Annotated in this window: 14 protein-coding genes; 9 read left to right on the plus strand and 5 right to left on the minus strand. The window is 62.9% G+C overall.

Translation table 11 applies throughout. The features are described 5' to 3' along the window. Positions 1-69 precede the first annotated feature (69 nt). Positions 70-858 carry a FadR/GntR family transcriptional regulator gene (locus IB265_RS03560; protein WP_082615829.1) on the minus strand — a complete coding sequence of 263 codons (789 nt, stop codon included), beginning with the start codon at positions 856-858 and terminating at the stop codon, positions 70-72. Positions 859-1,131: 273 nt separating this feature from the next. Here IB265_RS03560 and IB265_RS03565 point away from each other — a divergent pair, with 273 nt between their 5' ends. Continuing rightward, entirely contained in the window at positions 1,132-2,406 is a 1,275-nt protein-coding gene (locus IB265_RS03565; protein ID WP_057250905.1) for a DUF3422 family protein, read from the plus strand. A 160-nt stretch (positions 2,407-2,566) separates the two neighbouring features. Here the strand turns inward: IB265_RS03565 and IB265_RS03570 are convergent, their stop codons facing one another. Further along, positions 2,567-3,463, minus strand: a complete 897-nt coding sequence (locus IB265_RS03570) for a LysR family transcriptional regulator (RefSeq protein WP_057250904.1) — start codon at positions 3,461-3,463, stop codon at positions 2,567-2,569. 106 nt (positions 3,464-3,569) lie between these two features. On the opposite strand from IB265_RS03570, the gene IB265_RS03575 reads away from it, so the two are divergent. The 4 genes from IB265_RS03575 to glcF all read left to right on the plus strand — a co-directional run bounded on the left by IB265_RS03575 (position 3,570) and on the right by glcF (position 8,042). Continuing rightward, positions 3,570-5,009 (plus strand): FAD-linked oxidase C-terminal domain-containing protein, encoded by a 1,440-nt coding sequence (locus IB265_RS03575; RefSeq protein WP_057250902.1) that lies wholly within the window; start codon positions 3,570-3,572, stop codon positions 5,007-5,009. After that, the gene (gene glcE, locus IB265_RS03580) at positions 5,006-6,217 is read left to right on the plus strand and encodes a glycolate oxidase subunit GlcE (RefSeq protein ID WP_057250900.1); all 1,212 of its coding nucleotides are present in this window, start codon (positions 5,006-5,008) and stop codon (positions 6,215-6,217) included. The genes IB265_RS03575 and glcE overlap by 4 nt, the downstream gene beginning before the upstream one ends. 30 nt (positions 6,218-6,247) lie before the next feature. Next, complete coding sequence (locus IB265_RS03585; protein WP_057250898.1) at positions 6,248-6,628, plus strand: hypothetical protein; 381 nt, start codon at positions 6,248-6,250, stop codon at positions 6,626-6,628. A 118-nt stretch (positions 6,629-6,746) separates the two neighbouring features. After that, complete coding sequence (gene glcF, locus IB265_RS03590) at positions 6,747-8,042, plus strand: glycolate oxidase subunit GlcF (RefSeq protein WP_057250896.1); 1,296 nt, start codon at positions 6,747-6,749, stop codon at positions 8,040-8,042. Between the two features lie 64 nt (positions 8,043-8,106). Here glcF and IB265_RS03595 read toward each other — a convergent pair whose 3' ends face one another. Together IB265_RS03595 and IB265_RS03600 are read right to left on the minus strand one after the other, a co-directional pair. After that, entirely contained in the window at positions 8,107-8,802 is a 696-nt protein-coding gene (locus IB265_RS03595) for a L,D-transpeptidase (protein ID WP_057250895.1), read from the minus strand. A gap of 180 nt (positions 8,803-8,982) precedes the next feature. Next, positions 8,983-9,753: a L,D-transpeptidase gene (locus IB265_RS03600; protein WP_057250893.1), complete on the minus strand. Its 771-nt coding sequence runs from the start codon at positions 9,751-9,753 to the stop codon at positions 8,983-8,985. Positions 9,754-10,006: 253 nt separating this feature from the next. Between IB265_RS03600 and IB265_RS03605 the strand changes: the two genes are divergently transcribed. Then, entirely contained in the window at positions 10,007-10,651 is a 645-nt protein-coding gene (locus IB265_RS03605; RefSeq protein ID WP_057250891.1) for a DNA-3-methyladenine glycosylase I, read from the plus strand. A 118-nt stretch (positions 10,652-10,769) separates the two neighbouring features. Here the strand turns inward: IB265_RS03605 and IB265_RS03610 are convergent, their stop codons facing one another. Next, on the minus strand, positions 10,770-11,372 hold the full coding sequence (locus IB265_RS03610) for a hypothetical protein (protein WP_244495599.1): 603 nt from the start codon (positions 11,370-11,372) through the stop codon (positions 10,770-10,772). A gap of 254 nt (positions 11,373-11,626) precedes the next feature. Here IB265_RS03610 and hisS point away from each other — a divergent pair, with 254 nt between their 5' ends. The 3 genes from hisS to hisG are packed head-to-tail and all read left to right on the plus strand — an operon-like array spanning position 11,627 to position 15,075. Further along, the gene (gene hisS / locus IB265_RS03615; protein ID WP_246805865.1) at positions 11,627-13,201 is read left to right on the plus strand and encodes a histidine--tRNA ligase; all 1,575 of its coding nucleotides are present in this window, start codon (positions 11,627-11,629) and stop codon (positions 13,199-13,201) included. Between the two features lie 39 nt (positions 13,202-13,240). Then, entirely contained in the window at positions 13,241-14,383 is a 1,143-nt protein-coding gene (locus IB265_RS03620) for an ATP phosphoribosyltransferase regulatory subunit (protein WP_057250887.1), read from the plus strand. Continuing rightward, entirely contained in the window at positions 14,380-15,075 is a 696-nt protein-coding gene (gene hisG, locus IB265_RS03625; protein ID WP_057250885.1) for an ATP phosphoribosyltransferase, read from the plus strand. The genes IB265_RS03620 and hisG overlap by 4 nt, the downstream gene beginning before the upstream one ends. Positions 15,076-15,126: the final 51 nt, after the last annotated feature.

Raw genomic sequence — 15,126 nt, forward strand, 5'->3', positions numbered from 1 at the left:
GATACGACAGAATATGGTGTTTCCGCGTCGGTTTGCCAATCGCGGGCAAGTGGGCGTAGGCCTGCTCCGTCAGTTCGCGCGGTCGCGCTGCTGCAAGCGCAGGCGGGCGATACGGTTCCATTCGCCGGTGCGCTCCGCCTCGCGGGTTGCGGCGGCAACGAAGTCGATATGGTTCTGCGACGCGGCCTTTGCTTTCGCCGGATCCCTCGCCATGATCGCGTCGTAGATCGCCTCGTGCTGGCCAAGCAGCCGATCGCGCGCGCCCGGTGCATCGAAAACCGAGTTGCGGTGAAAGAAGATGCCCTGCTGAAGCAGCCGATAACAGGCGCGCAGCGTATGCATCAGGATGATGTTGTGGGCGCTCTCACCGATTGCCTGGTGCAGCTCGATATCGGCCTCGAGCTCCGCCTCGAAGTCGCCGGCGGCGTGCGCTGTACGCATGCGCTCGATGATCCTGGTCAGGATGTCCCGGTCGAAATCCGTGGCGCGGGTGGCGGCCAGTTCTGCGGTCAGGCCCTCCAGCTCGCGCCGGTATTCGAGATAATCCTGGGTCGCCTTGTGATGACGGGCAATCAGGTCGATCAGCGGCCTGGAGAAAATCTTCCCTACGACATCGGCGACGAAGGTGCCGCCGCCATGGTGGCTTTCGACCAGGCCGCGTCCTTCGAGTTCCTTGAGCGCCTCGCGCAGGATCGGCCTCGATACGTCGAAGCGTTTGGAAAGCTCCCTTTCGCCCGGTAAACGATCGCCGTCGCGCAGCACGCCTTCGAGGATAAGGAGCTCGATCTGATGCACGACTTCGTCCGCCGTGCGGCTGTGGCTGATGCGGGCGAAGAGGTCGATCTGGTCGTCGGTCACGTCTTGGTCTCCCGGATCACGATGAATTTCGGTCTTTTCGGCCCAAAATTGATCATGATTCTCATAGGTTAGAGCGGGAGGGGACGGAAATCCGGCCTAGGTTGCTCGCACCGCTCTGCGCCGCAATCTAGGCAGCCGGCGGCAAGTGGTCAATTTGCTTGTCCACTTTGTGCGGCTGACAAAAGTCAAACTGCGGCAATGCGTCCTTTTTCTTTTGCTCGTTCGATTGATAAGAGAGTCGTGATGAACGCGTGAGGGGGACAAGAGCGCTTCATGGCAAAGGGTAGTTTTGCATTTCCGGTGGCGCCGATGCGCGCCTTGGCCTTGGGCGAGGTTCATTCGCGCCCCTATGCGCTGGTCACCACGCCGCGGGTGATCTTTCAGCTCGCCTTCCTGACGGATGGCGGCTCGATCGTCGATCATGCCGTGTTGTCGGAGCTGTCGCGCGCACGCGGCATCGCACCGCCGGGGCGGGACGCGAACCATCATGCAATGCCCTGGGGGCAGGGCACGTTGCGTTGGGAGCGTCACACCGAGTTCTCCACCTACTTCTGGGATGCGCCGCCGCCGGAGCAGTTCGGCGGCGAGGTGCCGATCCATCCCTTCGGCGACGGCTTTTCGCCGCCGGGCTCGCTGATCTCGGGCATCCGCCTGGAGATCCGGCCGGACACGCCCGAAACCCGTGACGCGATCGGGCTCTTCGATCCGACGAGCCTCTGCTACAGCGAAACCAAGAACGGCCAGGCGGTAATCGTCACCGACTTCCGCCAGAACGGCGACGGCCTGACCCAGATACTGGTCATCGACCGTGGCATGACCGAGGCAGGCACCGGCGCGCTCATTCAGCGCCTGCTCGATATCGAGACCTACCGGACACTGGCGATGATGGGCCTGCCGCTCGCCCAGTCGCTGTCGCCGGAGATCCGCCGGACCGAGGATGGCTTGACCGGAATCACCCAGCGCATGAAGGAAAATGTGCGCGAGGAGGCCGACGACATGCTGGCCGAGATCACCCGGCTTGCCGCCGACCTCGAGGCGGGTGCCGCGCTCAGCCTCTATCGCTTCGGCGCCAGCCGCGCCTATTACGGCATCGTGCAGGAGCGCATTCGCACGCTCTCCGAGACGCCGCTTCCGGGCTACGAGACCATCGGTACCTTCCTCGAACGACGCCTCGCGCCGGCGATGCGCACCTGCCAGTCGGTCGAGGAGCGCCAGGCCAACCTGTCGCGCAAGCTCGCCCGCGCCACCGCTCTTCTCAGAAGCTGGGTCGATGTTGAGCTCGAACGGCAGAACAGCGCGCTTTTGAACTCGATGGACCGGCGCGCCAAGCTGCAGCTACGCCTGCAGCAGACCGTCGAAGGCCTGTCGGTCGCCGCCATTTCCTACTACGTCGTTGGCCTGTTCGGCTATCTCGCCAAGGCCGTCAGCCACGAGCTGCCGATCGATCCGGGCCTCTTGACTGGCCTTGCCGTTCCCTTCGCCGTTGCCGGCGTCTGGCTGATCGTGCGCCGCATCCGCCGCCATCACGAGGAAGGTGAGCACAAGTAAGCAATTCCAACAAAAGTGTGCAGCGGTTTTGCGTCGGGAATTGCGAGAAACAAGCAATTCCAGCAAAAGTGTGCAGCGGTCATACGTCCGGAATTGCGAGAAACAGGCAATTCCAGCAAAGTGTGCAGCGGTTTTGCGTCCGGAGTTGCCAGAAACAAAACTACTGCTCCCAATAGGGGATCGGCCCGTAAAGCCCGGCCAGGTAGTCGATGAAAAGGCGCACCTTGGCCGGCAGGAACTGCCGGCTCGGGTAAACGGCCGAGAGCGTCAGTTGCTTCGAACCCTCCCATTGCGGCAGCACCTGTACCAGCTGGCCGCTGCGCAATTCCGGGCCGATGTCCCAGGTGGAGCGCAGCGCAATGCCCGCGCCGGCGATGACGGCGGCGCGCACGATCTCGGAGGAATTGGTCACGAGCGGCCCCTCCGGGTGCCAGACCAGCGCGCCTTCCGGCCCTTCGAGCTTCCAGTTGTCGTTGTTGTGCGCCGGCAGGCAGAGATGGTCTGCGAGGTCGCCGATCTCCTTCGGTTCGCCATTGCGGGCGATGTATTCCGGCGAGGCGCAGAGAAGCCGCCGCACCGGCGCAAGCTTCCTTGCCACCAGGGATGAGTCTACCAATTCGCCGATCCTGACCGCCATGTCGAAGCCTTCCGCGACGATATCCGTGAATTCGTCCGTCAGCACGATGTGCAGTTTCAGGTCCGGATGGTCCTTCATGAACTTCGTCAGATGCGGCGCGATGTGCATCCGGCCGAAGGAAGTTGGCGCTGAAATTCTGAGCACGCCGAGCGCATGCGATGAGCGTCCGGAGGCATAGGCCTCGGCCTCCTCGATGCCCGAGAGAATGCCAAGTACGCGATCGTAGAACCCCTGGCCGGCTTCGGTCAGAGAGATCTGGCGTGTCGTGCGCTGCAACAGCCGCGTTCCGAGGCGATCTTCGAGCCTCTTGATGCGCTTGGAGATCACAGCTGGGGAAAACCCCAGCGCCCGCCCCGCTGCCGACATACTGCCGGTGGAAACGACCCGTGCAAAAATCTCAAGATCGCCTAAATTCGTCATCAATCGTTGCCATTATTTCCAAAACGGAAAAGCTCAATAGCATTTGCAGGGACTCTAGCCTAGTGGTAAAGAAAATAGACCAATTTACATGCGGCGGGAGAAACTGATGGCGGAGACGATCGGTTTTCTGCAACCGAAACAGGCTGTTATCGCCCGGCGCCGCGAGATCGTCGCCGACCTCGCCGACCTGTTGCCCGAGGGCTGCCTGATCAGCGACGAGCGCGGGCTGAAGCCCTTCGAGACAGATGCCTTTATCGCCTATCGTCGCATGCCGCTTGCCGTCGCGCTGCCGGAGACGACCGAGCAGGTCGCAGCCCTTCTCAAATATTGCAGCCGCTATGGCATCCCGGTCGTGCCGCGCGGCGCCGGAACCTCGCTTTCGGGCGGTGCCATCCCGCAGGAGGATGCGGTCGTCATCGGCCTTTCGAAGATGTCGCGCATACTCGATATCGACCTCTTCAATCGCGCCGCGACGGTTCAGGCAGGCGTCACCAATCTCAATATTTCCGAGGCGGTTTCCGCCGACGGTTTCTTCTATGCGCCGGACCCGAGTTCGCAGCTTGCCTGCACGATCGGCGGTAACATCGGCATGAATTCCGGCGGCGCCCATTGCCTGAAATATGGCGTTACCACCAACAATCTGCTCGGCGTGAAGATGGTGCTGTTCGATGGCACGGTTATCGAGCTCGGCGGCAAGGCGCTGGATTCGGTGGGCTACGATCTGCTCGGCCTCGTCTGCGGTTCCGAGGGGCAGCTCGGCATCGTCACCGAAGCGACGGTGCGGTTGATCGCCAAGCCGGAGGGTGCCCGTCCCGTGCTCTTCGGCTTTGCCTCTTCCGAAGCGGCCGGCGCTTGCGTCGCCGATGTCATCGGCTCCGGTATCATCCCCGTCGCGATCGAGTTCATGGACAAGCCGGCGATCGAGATCTGCGAAGCCTTCGCCCATGCCGGCTATCCGCTCGATGTCGAAGCGCTGTTGATCGTCGAAGTCGAAGGCTCCGAGCCGGAAATGGATGCGACGCTTGCCGGTATCGTTGCGGTCGCGCGCCGTCATGGGGTGGCGACGATCAAAGAGTGCCAGTCGGCCATGGAAGCGGCTGCGATCTGGAAAGGCCGGAAATCCGCCTTCGGCGCCACCGGCCGCATCGCCGATTATATCTGCATGGACGGTACGGTGCCGCTCAGCCAGCTTTCGCATGTGCTGCGTCGCACCGGTGAGATCGTTGCGAGCTACGGCCTGCGCGTCGCCAATGTCTTCCACGCCGGCGACGGCAACATGCATCCGCTGATCCTCTACAACATCAACGACCCGGAGGATGCGGCGCGCGCCGAAGCCGCCGGCAACGATATCCTCAAGCTCTGTGTTGACGCCGGCGGTTGCCTGACGGGCGAGCACGGCGTGGGCATCGAAAAGCGGGACCTCATGCTACACCAGTACAACCGGATCGACCTCGACCAGCAGATGGCGGCACGGGCCGCCTTCGATCCGCAATGGATCCTGAACCCGTCCAAGGTCTTCCCGCTCGAAGGGCGTCCCGCCGCATGATCGTGCATTTCGAACCGGCAAGCGAAGAGGGGATTGCGACCGTCGTTCGCGCGATGGCGGCCGATAGGGCTTCGCTCGCGTTGATCGGCGGCAACACGCGCTCGGGTCTTGGCAATCCCGTGCGTGCCGACCGGGTACTGTCGACGCGCCGCTTGTCCGGCATCGTCAGCTACAATCCGGCCGAGATGACGATCACCGCGCTTGCGGGGACGCCGCTGCGCGCGATCGAAGAAGCACTGGCCGAGAACCGGCAGATGCTTGCCTTCGAACCGATGGACCATCGGCCGATTTTCGCCTCGTCGGGCGAGCCGACGATCGGCGGGGTCTTCGCCGCCAACGCCTCCGGCCCCCGGCGCTATGTCGCCGGTGCCGCCCGCGACAGCCTGCTCGGCGTTCGCTTCGTCAACGGTGAGGGGGAGGCAATCAAGGCCGGCGGACGGGTGATGAAGAACGTCACCGGCCTGGATCTTGTCAAGCTTTTGGCCGGCTCGCACGGCACGCTCGGCATCCTCACCGAAGTCACCTTCCGCGTCCTGCCGCTGCCGCCAGCGTCCGAGACCATTGTGGTCTCCGGGCTCAACGATGCCGAAGCCGCGGCGATCATGGCCGAGGCGATGGCGCAGACGGTGGAAGTTTCGGGTGCTGCCCATCTACCGGAAAGCGTGCGCGGGCGGTTCCTGGATGGCGGGCTTCCGGACGGCGCCGCGACGGTACTGCGGCTCGAAGGACTGGAGGCATCGGTTGCGCTCCGGGCTGAAAAACTGACGAATGCGGTCGGTCGCTTCGGCGCGGTGACCCGGCTCGATGCTATCAGGACATCGAGGCTCTGGGCCGAGATCCGCGACGTCAAACCCTATGCCGACGGCACCAGGAAGCCGCTCTGGCGCGTCTCCGTCGCTCCATCGCTCGGCCATCAATTGGTGGCGGCGCTCAGGCTGCAGACCGGCGTCGATGCCTTCTATGACTGGCAGGGCGGTCTCGTCTGGCTGCGCATGGAGGCCGACCCCGAAGCGGAACTCGTGCGTCGTTATATAAAGGTTCTCGGTGGCGGCCACGCGACCCTCGTCAAGGCCGAAGAAGGCTATCGTGCCGCCATTCCATCGTTTGAACCACAACCCTTGGCCGTGGCACAATTGAGCGAGCGCGTCCGCGCGAAGTTCGATCCGCACCGGATCTTCAATCCGGGCCGCATGGCTGCGGTCTCCTGAGGCGACGGCGGTGGAACATGGGAGGAGTTGATGAGCGATAATGGTCCGCAGACACCGTTTTCCCGCGAGACTGATCGCTGGCTGGAGCCGGGCAAGATCAATGTCCAGGTGATCTATGTCCTTTATCTCGTGGGCTTTGCGGTGGGGATCACTCCGATCATCGGCGTGGTGATGGCCTATCTCAATCGCGGCAAGGGTGCGCCGTGGGTCCAGACGCACTATGAATGGGCGATCCGGACCTTTTGGATCGCCCTGTTGTTCGGCGTAATATCGTTGCTGCTGACGGTGCTGTTGATCGGCGTTCTCGGTTTCATCGCCACCGCCGTCTGGATCGTCGTGCGCTGCGTCGTCGGCCTGCAACGGGCCGCGCGCCAGGAGCCGATCACCAATCCCGAAAGCTGGATGGTGTAGACCACGGCGCAAACCCTGAAACCGGGTCCGGTCGAAGGATGCTGAAATGAGAATGCCGCGGTGACCGAAGCACGTCGCAAGTGCCCGTTACCGCGGAACCGGAAAGTGGAGTTCGCGTTTGCAGACCAATTTTACCCCCGCGCAGCTTGCCGACCCGCATGTGGCCGAATCCGAGGCCATCCTGCGCAAATGCGTGCACTGCGGCTTCTGCACCGCCACCTGTCCGACCTATGTGACGCTCGGCGACGAACTCGATAGTCCGCGCGGGCGCATCTATCTCATCAAGGACATGCTGGAAAACGGCAGGGCGGCCGACAAGGAAACGGTCACCCACATCGACCGCTGTCTCTCTTGTCTCGCCTGCACAACCACCTGTCCCTCCGGCGTCGACTACATGCATCTGGTCGACCATGCGCGCGTCCACATCGAAAACACCTATCGGCGCCCGTTTAAGGACAGACTGGCGCGTTCCGTGCTGGCGGCGGTGCTGCCCTATCCCGCGCGCTTCCGCCTGTCGCTGAAGGCGGCCGGCCTTGCCCGGCCCTTCGCAGGGATGATGAAGCGCATGCCGTTGCTGAAGACCTTCGGCGTCATGCTCGATCTCGCGCCAAGCGCTGTGCCGCAGCCCTCTACTTCCGCCATGCCCGGCGTCCACACGGCGCAGGGAAAACGTGTCGGTCGTGTCGCGCTCCTGTCCGGATGCGCGCAGCCGGTGCTGAAGCCGGAGATCAACGAGGCGACGATCCGTCTTTTGACGCGCTTTGGTGTCGAGGTGGTTGTTTCGGCCGGCGAAGGCTGTTGCGGCGCCCTGGTGCACCACATGGGCCGCGAGAACCAGGCGCTTGAGGCGGCGCGCCGCAACGTCGACGCCTGGCTGAAGGTCGCAGACGAGGGCGGGCTCGATGCCATCGTCATCACCGCTTCGGGCTGTGGAACGACGATCAAGGACTACGGCCACATGCTGCGGCTCGATCCTGAGTATGCAGAAAAGGCGGCACGTGTCTCGGCGCTGGCAAAAGACATCACCGAGTACCTGTCTACCCTGGACCTGCCGGAACAGGATGCGAGGGGCATGACGCTTGCCTATCATTCCGCCTGCTCCATGCAGCATGGCCAGAAGATCACCGTGGCGCCGAAGCAGCTTTTGAAGCGTGCTGGCTTCGTCGTCCGCGATCCGGCCGAAGGCCACCTCTGCTGCGGTTCGGCCGGCACCTACAACATCCTGCAGCCGGAAATCTCGGCGAAACTGAAGGCGCGCAAGGTCAAGAACATCGAGGCGACGAAGCCGGATGCGATCGCGACCGGCAATATCGGCTGCATTACCCAGATCGCCAGCGGCACTGCGATCCCCATCCTGCATACGGTCGAACTGCTCGACTGGGCCTATGGTGGAGCAAAGCCCAAGGGGCTCTGATGGACAGGCAAAAGGCCGGCTCCGTGAGGAACCGGCCTTTCAAACTGTGCATGGTCGATGACCGTCAGCCGCCGAAGATCTGGCGGAAGATGTCGACGCCGCGATCGTCGAAATAGGTGTCGCCGGCTTTGCTGCCGGGGCCGATGACGATGACCTTGGTGCCGATGTCGGCGCGATCGTAGAGGTGTTCCACGTCGTCGTTCATCATGCGGATGCATCCGGATGACATGTTCTGGCCGATGGTCCAGGGCTGGTTGGTGCCATGGATCCGGAAGATCGTGTCGCGGCCGCCCTTGTAGAGATACATGGCGCGGGCGCCGAGCGGGTTGTCGATGCCGCCTTCCTGGGTGACCGGCAGGATGCGGCCCTTGGCAGCCTCGCGCTGGCGCATCTCCGCCGGCGGTGTCCAGGTCGGCCATTCGGCCTTGCGGCCAACCTTCACGACACCCGACCAGCCGAAGCCGTCGCGGCCGACACCGATGCCGTAGCGCGTCGCGCGGTTCGGGCCGTCGATGTAGTAAAGGTACTTGTTGTTGGTATCGACGATGATCGTGCCGGGGGCTTCGTCGGTGCGGAAGCGAACCTTGGTGCGCCAGTATTGTTTTGCCGGCTTCTTCGGCGTGGCCACGAGTACAACGTCTGATGATTTGACCTTGGAGCCTGTCGCCGGCGTCGGCGTGAAAGCCGAGGCGCTGGCGGCGACAAGAATAGTGCTGGTCGCGATGGCGATCGCGACCACTTTGCTGGCATGACGCTTCATATACGATTCCCTCTAACCCTCGTTGCAGGCAGGCTAAGCAAAATGCGCCGAAGTTCAAGCCTGCCATACAGCCGGCGGACCGCCGAACTTATATCTGTTCATGCTGCTGTTGCCTGAAAATCACGCATAGGCAATAGCAAAACGTGCGAAGGGGAGGGAATATTCTATGCTATGCTCCAATTATATGACGATAACCTTCGTGCCCACCTTCACGTGCTCGTAAAGGTCGACGACGTCTTCATTGCGCATGCGGATGCAGCCGGAGGAAACGGCATAGCCAATCGTCCAGGGCGCATTGGTGCCGTGGATTCGATAGAGCGTCGAGCCGAGATACATGGCGCGCGCGCCAAGCGGGTTTTCCGGGCCGCCGTCCATGCGCGCCGGCAGGTAGTGGCCCTTGGAGGCCTCGCGGCTGATCATCTCCTGCGGCGGCGTCCAGCTCGGCCACTCCGCCTTGCGGGTGACCTTGTGGGCGCCTGCCCATTCGAACCCCGGCTTGCCGACGCCGACGCCATAGCGCCGTGCCTCGCCGTTGCCAGTCACCAGATAGAGAAAGCGGTTGTTCGTATCGATGACGATCGTGCCCGGCTTTTCCTTGCTCTCATAGGCGACCGTCTGCGGCAGGTATTGCGGGTCGAATTTCGACTTGACCGGCCGCTGGGCGCGCATGGCGTTGGCCGGCTGGATCAGCGGGTTGATGGTGCGGCGCTTGACCTGCGGCTGTGCGACCTGTCCCTGATAATACTGTTTTCGGGTGGCTGCCGGAATCTGCTGCCGGTAGATGACCTGCCGCGTGCGGGCCTGCTGCACGCCGAGCTGCATTACCCAGGGGGCGGTGAGGTCGGGGCTGACGACCACCGGAGGCCGGTTCTGATACCGATCCTGCGCCACGGCGGGAGCGGCGACGAGGGTCAGCAGGGAGACTGCTAAAAGAAGGGATTTTTTCAACATCGGACGGACTCGCTACCTTTCGCCGAAATTCATCAAGGGGCGCAGACAGCCGAAGAACCGGACGCTCGAGCGGGGGGTATGCGCCTTGGCAATGGCGCGATCGTGTCACCCGGGGGGCCACCGAATGGTAAACGGCGCTTCATTAAAAGGCGAAGGCGCCGATAAAGCTTTGGGTAGGGTTATCCGCCGCTTTAGGAATCTGGTTTGCAAATGGTAAAGGCAAGGAAATGAACAGGATGGAGCGAGGAAAGCGATGACGGTCAAGGGCATAGTGATCGGCGAGGACGGACTTCAGCGCTGCGCCTGGCAGGGCAATCTCGACGACTACCGTCGCTATCATGACGACGAATGGGGCCGTCCGGTCACCGACGATCGCCGCCTGTTCGAGAAGATCTGCCTCGAAGGGTTCCAGTCCGGCCTGTCATGGCTGACGATCCTGCGCAAGCGCGAGGCATTCCGTGCCGCCTTTGCCGGCTTCGATTTCGACAAGGTCGCGATGTTCGATGAGACCGATATCGAGCGCTGCCTTGCCGATACCGGCATCGTGCGCCATCGCGGCAAGATCGTCTCGACCATCAACAATGCCCGTCGCGCCCAGGAACTCAGGCAGGAATTCGGTTCGCTCGCGGGCTATTTCTGGTCCTACGAGCCGCAGGCAGCCGAGCGCCCGAAACTGGTAACCTACGAGGCGATCGTCGCCAACCCGACGACCCCGACCTCGACGCGGATTTCCAAGGACCTGAAGAAGCGCGGCTGGACTTTCGTCGGCCCGACGACGATCTACGCCTTCATGCAGGCCATGGGCCTCGTCAACGATCACATCGAAGGCTGCCATTGCCGTGTGGTTGTCGAGGAATTGCGTGGCAAGCTCGCAAGACCCAGGGCTCGCGTGGCCTGAGTGAAGCGCCCGTCGTCAGCTTGGCGATGGGCGTTTCCCGGTGAGGGAGCGCCATCGAGGCGCCTCATAGAGCTGCTTCAGTCCAAGGGAAAAGGGTCTGCGGTTTCAAGTTTTGCGCTCAAGCGCAGAGTATCACGCGCTCGCGCGGAAAGGCAAAGACGCCTTGCAGCAGATCCTCGCCGGTTGGGGTATCGAGCACGGACCGCCCGACGCAGATAAGCTGCGCCGCTTGCGATGTCGGCGCGCGCACCATGGCGGTAAAGCAGAACGAGGATGACGAGGCGGTCGCCTGTTCGAGTATGTTGAGCACGGTTGGGCGATCCTTGCGGTCATAAGCGCGCACCAGATCGATGACACCGCAGGAAGGAGCGGAGATGCCGAGCAAGGCGGCGGTATTTTGGCCGAGCTGGAAAATGCCGGTCTCGAGATCGCAGCGCCAGGCTTCGATGAGGTAGGTCCCCTCGTCGAGGCCCCGCATCCAATTGTCATGTGCGCCCAGATGTCCGGGCCGGATCGCCCCGCAGCCCGGTGTCATGAATCTCAACATGATGCCCATCCCTCTCTTCGCGCCGACGGCGAGACGTCTCCGCAGAAATCCGCCATTCCCGATGAAATGGTTCGCCGTTCCATTTTGCCGTTGGGGTATTAGGTCCGATGCTCGCATTGCATCCGGAGTGACCTGCGGGTAAATGCCGGACCGAAAATAGCCGATGATCTCCATGATCGAAACGTCGGCGATCGATCGAGCGATAAACTTTTAGTGATTGTTGGCGATTTATTGCGCCTTATGGTTGAAGTCAACCCGTTCCGATCGATAGGTCGAGACGACCGGCTCCAGCTTCGGCTCGCGCCGAGTACCCCGCATCGCTTGCTACGACCAGCGCGACGCGCGCTTTGCGCGGTGCAAACCCTTGCCGCCCCCCACTTGATCCGATAGGGAAAGCAGCCAACACGCTGACAGTCCGGAATGCTCCCATGACCGAGAAACAGAAGAAACCGCAGAAGCTCAAGGCGCGCCTGCCGCGCGGCTTTGTCGATCGCTCCGCCGCCGATATCCGTGCGACCGACGAAATGATCGGCAAGATCCGGGCGGTCTACGAGCATTATGGTTTCGATCCGGTCGAAACGCCGCTGTTCGAATATACCGACGCGCTCGGCAAGTTCCTGCCGGATAGCGACCGGCCCAACGAAGGCGTCTTCTCGCTGACGGACGATGACGACCAGTGGATGTCGCTGCGCTACGACCTGACGGCGCCGCTCGCCCGCCACGTTGCCGAGAATTTCAACGAGATCCAGCTGCCGTTCCGCACCTACCGTGCCGGTTACGTCTTCCGCAACGAAAAGCCGGGTCCGGGCCGCTTCCGCCAGTTCATGCAGTTCGACGCCGATACGGTCGGTGCCGCCGGCGTCCAGGCGGATGCCGAAATGTGCATGATGATGGCCGACACCATGGAAGCCCTCGGCATCGCGCGCGGCGGCTACGTGATCCGCGTCAATAACCGCAAGGTGCTCGACGGCGTCATGGAGGCGATCGGTCTCGGCGGTGACGACAAGGCGAACGCGCGCCTGACGGTGCTGCGCGCCATCGACAAGCTTGACAAGTTCGGCACCGAAGGCGTGCGGCTCCTGCTCGGCGAAGGCCGCAAGGATGAGAGCGGCGACTTCACCAAGGGCGCCGGCCTGAGTGCCGAGCAGATCGACAAGGTGCTCTTCTTCGTCGGCATCAAGGACTATGCCGAAAGCGCCGCCGATCTCGCTGCCCTGGTTGCCGGTACGGCCAAGGGTGGGGAAGGCGTCGAGGAACTGAACACGATCCGCAGTCTGGTTCTGAGCGTCGGCTACGAGGCCGATCGTATCAAGATCGACCCCTCGGTCGTGCGCGGTCTTGAATACTACACCGGCCCAGTCTTCGAGGCCGAGCTGCAGTTTGCCGTCACCAACGAGAAGGGCGAGAAGGTCGTCTTCGGTTCGGTTGGCGGCGGCGGCCGCTATGATGGCCTCGTGTCGCGCTTCATGGGCCAGCCGGTGCCGGCCACCGGTTTCTCGATCGGCGTTTCCCGTCTGATGACGGCGCTGAAGAACCTCGGCAAGCTCGGCGCGTCGGAAGTGCTCGCCCCGGTCGTCGTCTGTGTCATGGACCGCGACATCGAAAGCATGGGACACTACCAGCGTTTCGTGCAGCAGCTGCGCCACGCCGGCATCCGCGCTGAGATGTACCAGGGCAACAAGAAGAATTTTGGCGATCAGCTGAAATATGCCGACCGCCGCGGCTCGCCGCTGGCGATCATCCAGGGTGGCGACGAACGCGCCGCCGGTCTCGTGCAGATCAAGGATCTGATCGAGGGCAAGCGCCTGTCGGGTGAGATCGAGGACAATGCGGCCTGGCGCGAGGCGCGCGTGGCCCAGGTTTCCGTTCCAGTGGGTGATCTGGTTACGAAAGTCCAGGAGATGCTGGCGGCGCAGGCCGAGGATCGAAAATCAACTCTGGTAAATTCGGAGAAAGAGTACCAAGCCGATCGAGAAGCTGATGAAGATGAAAATCTGCTTTGAATTTAGCAGTCTGCTAACGCGGGTTGGTATGAGTAGAAAATGCCTCTGATCAACCTACCCATTTTCGCGGACGCGCTGCTTGCCGATTTCGAAAGCCTCGGCGCGCTGCGCGTCGACACGCCGGTGATCCAGCCGGCCGAACCCTTCCTCGCCATGGCCGGCGAGGATCTGCGCCGTCGCATCTTCATGACCGAGAGCGAGACCGGCGAGAGCCTGTGCCTGCGCCCGGAATTCACCATTCCGGTCTGCCTGCGCCACATCGAGGCGGTGACCGGCACGCCGAAGCGCTACGCCTATCTCGGCGAGGTCTTCCGCCAGCGCCGCGAAGGCGGCAACGAGTTCTACCAGGCCGGCATCGAGGATCTCGGTGATACGGATATCGCCAGCGCCGATGCGCGCATCGTCGGCGATGCCATGCGTGTTGTCGCCAACCGTCTACCCGGTCGCGCCCTCAGCGTGACTCTCGGTGACCAGGCTGTGTTCGAAGCCGTCGTCGGCGCCTGCGGCCTGCCGGCCGGCTGGCAGAAGCGGCTGATCCATGCCTTTGGCGACCAGAAGCACCTGCAGAAGCTGCTCACCGAACTCGCTCATCCGCGGACGGTCGGTGTCTTCGGCCCTGAGGTGGTGCGCCTGTCGATGGACGGATTGCTTGAGGATGAAGCCCGCCTCATCGCCCATATCGCCGAAACGATGGAATCGACCGGCTACTCCACCAATGCCAGCCGCTCGCCGCAGGACATCGCCCGGCGGCTGAAGGAAAAGATGGAGCTGGCGAACACGCAGCTCGATCGCAAGACGCTGGACCAGGTTGGCGCGTTCCTGGCGCTCGACGTTCCGCTCGCCGATGCTCCGGCGGCACTCTTCGCCTTCGCGCAGAAGTCCGGCCTCAAGCTCGATGAGGCGCTCATCCGCTTCGATGCCCGTGTCGCAGCACTTTCCAAGGCCGGTGCCGACATAGGCGCGATCCGCTACCGCGCTGCCTTCGGTCGTCCGCTCGACTATTACACAGGCCTCGTCTTCGAGGTCGAAGTCGCCGGCATTCAGGCAGTTCTGGCCGGCGGAGGTCGCTTTGACCGGCTGCTGACGCTGCTCGGCGCCCGCGAACACATTCCCGCCGTCGGTTTCTCGCTCTGGCTCGACCGCATCGAAAAGGCGATTACCTCCCAGGGAGGCGTTCAATGACCATCACCATCGCGCTGCCGTCCAAAGGCCGGATGAAGGATGACGCCTCGGCGATCTTTGAGCGGGCCGGCATGAAGATCGTCGCCGTCGGTAACGATCGCTCCTATCGCGGCCGGGTCGAAGGTTCTGATGATGTGGAGATCGCGTTCCTGTCGGCCTCCGAGATTTCCCGCGAACTTGGCAATGGCTCGATCGATTTCGGCGTCACCGGCGAAGACCTGGTGCGCGAGGGGCTCGCCAATGCCGATGCCCGCGTCGAGTTCTGCGCCCGTCTCGGCTTCGGTCATGCCGATGTCGTCGTCGCAGTGCCGGAGATCTGGTACGACGTCGACACCATGGCCGATCTCGGCGACGTTGCCGCCGACTTCCGTGCCCGCCATGGCCGCCGCCTGGCGATCGCGACAAAGTACTGGCGGCTGACGCAGAACCACTTCTCGGGAAGCCACGGCATCCAGCTCTATCGCATCGTTGAAAGCCTCGGTGCGACCGAAGGCGCGCCGGCGTCCGGCTCGGCCGACATCATCGTCGATATCACCTCGACCGGCTCGACGCTGAAGGCGAACCATCTGAAGATCCTGACGGACGGCGTGATCCTGCGTTCCGAGGCTTGCCTGGTGCGGGCGCGTAAATCGGCGCATGCCGGCGATCCGGTCGTGGCACGGGTTATTGCGGCGGTTCGCGGCGTGCTTTGACGCTGCGAACGGGGCAGGGCGGAGCCTACGGCTATCTCGCTGGCCCCGTGG

Source organism: Ensifer sp. ENS10 (assembly GCF_014852025.1).
GTDB lineage: Bacteria > Pseudomonadota > Alphaproteobacteria > Rhizobiales > Rhizobiaceae > Ensifer.